Here is a 5,340-nt window from a genome sequence, read left to right on the forward strand (position 1 = left end):
GCCGCCCGCCAATGGGCGTCCAGGGTGCGCAGCTCCTCGTCGGAAAGTACGGTGGCGTCCTGGTGTTCGGCCTTGGACATGGGTGAGACTCCGGAGGTCGTGGACGTACAGGTCATCGGGCGGTGGAGGCGGCGTGGCCGACAAGCAGGCGGCGGAACTGTCGCGCAGGGTGTACGAGAAGGAACTGCTGCGCCTGCAGACCGAGTTGGTGAAGTTGCAGGAGTGGGTGCGGGTGGAGAGCGCCCGGCTGGTCGTGGTCTTCGAGGGGCGGGACGCGGCGGGCAAGGGCGGCACGATCAAGCGGGTCACCGAGTACCTCAACCCGCGCGTGGCGCGGATCGCGGCGCTGCCCAAGCCGACCGAACGCGAGCGCACGCAGTGGTACTTCCAGCGGTACGTCGAGCATCTGCCGGCGGCCGGGGAGATCGTGCTGTTCGACCGGTCCTGGTACAACCGGGCCGGTGTCGAACATGTGATGGGCTTCTGCACGAAGGAGGAGCACCAGCGCTTCCTGCGCCAGTGCCCGATCTTCGAGCGGATGCTGGTCGAGGACGGGATCCTGCTGCGCAAGTACTGGTTCTCGGTGAGCGACACCGAACAGCAGGAGCGGTTCAGGCGGCGCCTGGACGATCCGGTGCGGCGCTGGAAGCTGTCGCCGATGGACCTGGAGTCGATCACCCGCTGGGAGGCCTACTCCCGGGCCAAGGACGAGATGCTGGTGCACACCGACATCGCCGACGCGCCCTGGCACGTCGTCGAGAGCGACGACAAGCGCCGGGCCCGGCTCAACATGATCGCCCATCTGCTCGACTCCGTCCCCTACCACGAGGTGCCGCCGCCCGTCCTGCAGCTGCCGGAGCGGCCGCCGTCCAAGGGGTACGAACGCCCGCCGCGGGATCTGCAGACATACGTCCCCGATCACGCGGCGACGCTCTGAGCGACAGCCACCGCCTTCACTCCCGGTGCGGTACGACCGCCACGGGACAGGCGGAGTAGTGCAGGACGCCATGGGTCACGCGGCCCAGCCGGAGTCCGAATTGCCCCGGCTTGCGCCGGGCGCCCACGACGAGCAGGTCGGCCTCCCGCGAGGCGTCCAGCAGCACTCCGCGGGCGTGGCCCTCCACGGTGCGTCCCCGTACGTCGACGCCCGAGTGGTCCTCGGCCCCTGCGCGCAGTGCCGATTCCAGGGTGTCGGCGGCCCGCTGCTCGTGCAAGCGGGCGGGCTCCGTTGCGCGCAGGGGGCCGTCGGCGGTCTGCTGGATGGGCCACCGCCAGGCTCGTACCGCCTCCAGCGGTACTCCGCGCAGCCGCGCCTCCCGTACGGCGAAGCGCACCGCGGCCGGTCCCGCCGGTCCCTCCCCCACGCCGACGACGACGGGACCGCGCGGCGCCTCGCCGGCCCGGCTGTCGTGACTGCCGCGCACCACGATCACCGGGCAGTCGGCGTGGCCGGCCACGGCCAGACCGACGGACCCCAGGAGCAGCTCGGCGACGGCGTTGCGGCCGCGGCTGCCCACGACCAGCGCGCAGGCCTCCCTGCCCGCCCCCAGCAGCGCCTGCTCCGGTTCCTCGGGCAGCACGTCGGTGGTGATCTTCACGTCGGCCCGGCGCAGGTGAGCGCGTCGTGCGGCGCTCTCCACGATGTCCTCGGCCATCACCTGTTCGGACGGCTTGCCCAGATCCCGCGCGAGGGAGACGCCCTCGTAGCGCTCCCAGAGCGACGCGTACACCACCCGGAGCGGAACCCCGCGCAGAGCTGCCTCGTCGGCGGCCCAGTCGACGGCCCGCAAGCCGCCCTCGGACCCGTCGACACCCACGGCCACCGGAAGATCCACCGCGTTCACCGTCCCGCGCCGGGGCCGGCGACGACGCGGGCGGGGGCTCGTACGACCGCTGCCTTCATGATGTGGGTCCTCCAAGGGTGTGGTGGGGCAAGGGTGTGGTGGGGGCGGGTCGGGGGCCGGTCAGTCGTACGGGACGACTGCCACGGGTGCGGTGGCGTGGTGCAGGACGGCATGGGTGACGGGGCCGATGCGGGGGCCGAGCGGGCTGCGGCGGACACGCCGGCCCACCACCACCAGGCAGGCCTCGCGTGCCGCGTCGACCAGGTGACTTCCGGGGGTGCCGATGTGGGGCTCCTCGGTGACCATGACGTCCGGGAACTTCTGCCGCCACGGACGGAGAATCCCGGTCAGGGAGGTGTCCTCGCGCAGGGCCGGGGACGCCTGGATCGCGAGGTCCGCGGCGATGCCTTCCACGTAGTACGGCGGGGGGTTCCAGCCGTGGACGACACGCAGGGTCGTACCGCGCCGGGCGGCCGCGGTGAACGCGAACTCGATCAGCCGCTCGTCGGGGGACTCGACGTCGAGGCCCAGGACGACGGGGCGGAACGGTGTCGCGGCGGACGGAATCCCCGTCGGGTCCGGTTCGTGCTCCTCGGCGGCCTGCTCCCCGGCACGCACCAGGACGACCGGCCGCTCGGCGCGCGCCACGACCCAGAGCCCGACCGAACCGACCATGAATCCTGCGGCGCCGCTGAGCCCGCGCGAGCCGAGGACCAGCAGTTCGGCATCGTTCGCCGCGCTCGCCAGGACCTCGCCGGGCCGGCCGCCCGGCTGCTCGCTGATCACCTCGACTCCGGGGTGGCGCAGGGCGATGCCCTCGGCCGCCTCGCGGGGGACCCGGTCGGTCCAGTCCTGCCGGGTTTCCGCACCGAGGAGGGGTGCCCGTGCCATGGGATCGGGCGCGGGCTCCCGGACGTGGAGCAGCTTCAGGGGCAGGCCCAGCAGATCTGCCTCGCGGGCCGCCCACTCGGCGGCGGCGCGGCTCTCCGGCGAACCTTCGAGGCCGACCGTGACGGTGCGGGTCATGTCGTTCACCTCCTGGACCGGGGGCTTCGCCTCGAGTCTCGTGCCCGGACGGTTGCACGGGGCAGGGGCCGCAGGTCCCCCGAGGGGGCCGAACGGCCTCCGTCGGAACGTCCGCGAAGCCGTCCAGACTTTCGGCCGGGCGCTGTTCTCGCCACGGGTGGCGCGCCGGTGGATCATGAGGTCAGACGCGGAGAAAGGCGGACCATGTCCCAGGGCTCGGCCGGACGGGTTCCATGGTGGCGCCGGCAGGCGCCGGGGTTCGGGGACCTCCTCGGCTATCGCCGCTCATGGCTGAAGGGCGACCTGCTGGCCGGCCTGACCGTGGCCGCGTACCTCGTGCCGCAGGTCATGGCCTATGCCGGACTGGCCGGGCTGCCCCCGGTCGCCGGACTGTGGGCCATCCTGCCCGCGCTCGCGCTGTACGCGCTGTTGGGCTCCTCGCGGCTGCTCTCGGTCGGCCCCGAGTCCACGACCGCCCTCATGACGGCCACCGTGATCGGACCGCTCGCGGCCGGTGACCCAGCGCGGTACGCCGTGCTGGCGGCCGCCCTGGCGGTCACGGTCGGTCTGCTGTGCGTGGTGGCGTGGGTGGTGCGCCTGGGCTTCCTCGCCGACCTGCTGTCCCGGCCGGTCCTGATCGGCTATCTGGCGGGCGTGGCCCTGATCATGACGGTGGATCAGCTGACGAAGCTCACCGGGGTCGAGACGACGGGCATGAAGTTCTTCCCCCAGCTGTGGTCCTTCCTCACGCACCTGTCCGACGCCCACGTGGCGACGGTCGTCCTCTCCGCCACCGTGCTCGGGTTCCTGTTCCTGGTGACGCGGTACGCGCCCGCGGTGCCGGGTCCCCTGCTCGCGGTGGTCCTGGGCACGGCCGCCGTGGTGGTGTTCGGCCTCGACAGCCGGTACGGCATCAAGGTCATCGGCGAGGTTCCGGCCGGACTGCCGGACCTCGCGCTGCCGCATCTGCGCGAGCTGCCGAACCTGGTGCTGCCGGCACTCGGCGTGCTCATCGTCGCGTACACGGACTTCGTCCTCACCGCGCGCGCGTTCACCGGCGCCGAGGACGGGGAGCATCCCGGCCTGAACGCCAACCAGGAGTTCCTGGCACTGGGTACGGCCAACCTCGGCGCCGGTGTCGTGCACGGCTTCCCGGTCAGCAGCAGCGCCAGCCGCACCGCGCTCGCCTCCTCGGCGGGGGGCCGCAGCCAGGCGTACTCCCTGGTGGCGGGTGCCGTGGTGCTCGCCGTCCTGCTGTTCCTCAGCCCGTTGCTCTCCCGTACGCCCTCCGCCGTGCTCGGCGCGCTCGTCGTCTACGCGGCGACCCGCATGATCGACCTCGCGGGCTTCCGCCGGCTGGCGTCCTTCCGCCGCCGGGAGCTGCTGCTGGCCCTGGGCTGTCTGGCCGGGGTGCTCGCCCTGGACATCCTGTACGGCGTGCTGGTCGCCGTCGGCCTGTCGGTGGCCGAACTGCTGATCCGGGTGGCACGCCCGCACGACGCGGTCCAGGGGCTGGTGCCCGGGATGGCGGGCATGCACGACGTGGACGACTACCCGCAGGCCCGGACGGTTCCCGGGCTGCTCGTCTACCGCTACGACTCGCCCCTGTTCTTCGCCAACGCGGAGGACTTCCGGCGCCGGGCCCTGGCGTCGGTCGACGAACAGGGCGGTCCCGTGCGCTGGTTCGTCCTCAACACGGAGGCCAACGTCGAGGTCGACATCACCGCCCTCGACGCGGTGGACAGCCTGCGCCGCGAACTCACCGGCCGCGGCATCGTCTTCGCCCTCGCCCGGGTCAAGCAGGACCTCCTGGACGACCTGCGGGCGTACGGCCTGGCGGACTCCGTCGGGACGGACCGCATCTTCCCGACGCTGCCGACCGCCGTGGCCGCCTACCGGAGCTGGTGCGAGGGCAGTGCGTCCGGCGGGGAGCACGCCGACTGAGCCGCGCCGCGAGCGATCCTTCAGCGAACCGGCCCAGCATGGTCGGCGGTGCCCTCGGCAGGCGCGCGACCGCCCGGGCACCACTGAGAGCCGAGTGGCCCGGCCGACGGACCGGGTGGCCCATGGTCCGCCGTGCCCGGCGGGCACACGCTGGCATTGGCAGTTCCTATGCGCCGCCGGGAGGCACAAGCCATGATCACTACCCGTACGCCCAGCATGCTGCAGGCCCTGCCCGCCGAGCACCGGCAGCGGCTGATGCGCATCGCCCGGGAAGTGTCCTTCCCGCAGGGGACGCGCCTGTTCGAGGAGGGTGGGCGCGCCGACCGGTTCTGGATCGTGCGCACCGGCACGGTCGAGCTCGACATGCGTGTGCCCGGTCGCAGGCCGGCCGTGATCGAGATGCTCCAGCCCAATGAACTGGTCGGCTGGTCCTGGCTCTTCGCCCCTCACATCTGGCACCTCGGCGCCGAGGCAACCCCGCCCGTGCGGGCCCACGAGTTCTCAGCCGCGGCCGGCCGCTCGATGT

At 72.7% G+C, this 5,340-nt stretch carries 5 protein-coding genes; 3 read left to right on the forward strand and 2 right to left on the reverse strand.

Annotation, left to right across the window (positions count from 1 at the left end; all coding sequences use genetic code 11):
• Positions 1–133 precede the first annotated feature (133 nt).
• Entirely contained in the window at positions 134–937 is an 804-nt protein-coding gene (gene ppk2 / locus ACFW2E_RS40790; RefSeq protein WP_384475355.1) for a polyphosphate kinase 2, read from the forward strand.
• A 16-nt stretch (positions 938–953) separates the two neighbouring features.
• On the opposite strand, the gene ACFW2E_RS40795 is transcribed toward ppk2, so the two are convergent.
• Complete coding sequence (locus tag ACFW2E_RS40795; RefSeq protein WP_384475360.1) at positions 954–1,835, reverse strand: universal stress protein; 882 nt, start codon at positions 1,833–1,835, stop codon at positions 954–956.
• A 129-nt stretch (positions 1,836–1,964) separates the two neighbouring features.
• Positions 1,965–2,870: a universal stress protein gene (locus tag ACFW2E_RS40800; RefSeq protein ID WP_384475363.1), complete on the reverse strand. Its 906-nt coding sequence runs from the start codon at positions 2,868–2,870 to the stop codon at positions 1,965–1,967.
• 204 nt (positions 2,871–3,074) lie between these two features.
• Between ACFW2E_RS40800 and ACFW2E_RS40805 the strand changes: the two genes are divergently transcribed.
• Both ACFW2E_RS40805 and ACFW2E_RS40810 read left to right on the forward strand, forming a co-directional pair.
• Positions 3,075–4,814, forward strand: a complete 1,740-nt coding sequence (locus tag ACFW2E_RS40805) for a SulP family inorganic anion transporter (protein WP_384475366.1) — start codon at positions 3,075–3,077, stop codon at positions 4,812–4,814.
• A gap of 192 nt (positions 4,815–5,006) precedes the next feature.
• Positions 5,007–5,340, forward strand: a 334-nt coding sequence (locus ACFW2E_RS40810; protein WP_384475369.1) for a cyclic nucleotide-binding domain-containing protein, incomplete at its 3' end; no start/stop codon positions are given.

It is taken from the genome of Streptomyces sp. NPDC058964, from assembly GCF_042741275.1.
Classification (GTDB): Bacteria; Actinomycetota; Actinomycetes; order Streptomycetales; family Streptomycetaceae; genus Streptomyces.

Excerpts from the sequence above, each read along its gene's own strand:
- ACFW2E_RS40800 (WP_384475363.1), bottom strand. The coding sequence starts at position 2,870 with ATGACCCGCACCGTCACGGTCGGCCTCGAAGGTTCGCCGGAGAGCCGC.
- ACFW2E_RS40805 (WP_384475366.1), top strand. The coding sequence starts at position 3,075 with ATGTCCCAGGGCTCGGCCGGACGGGTTCCATGGTGGCGCCGGCAGGCG.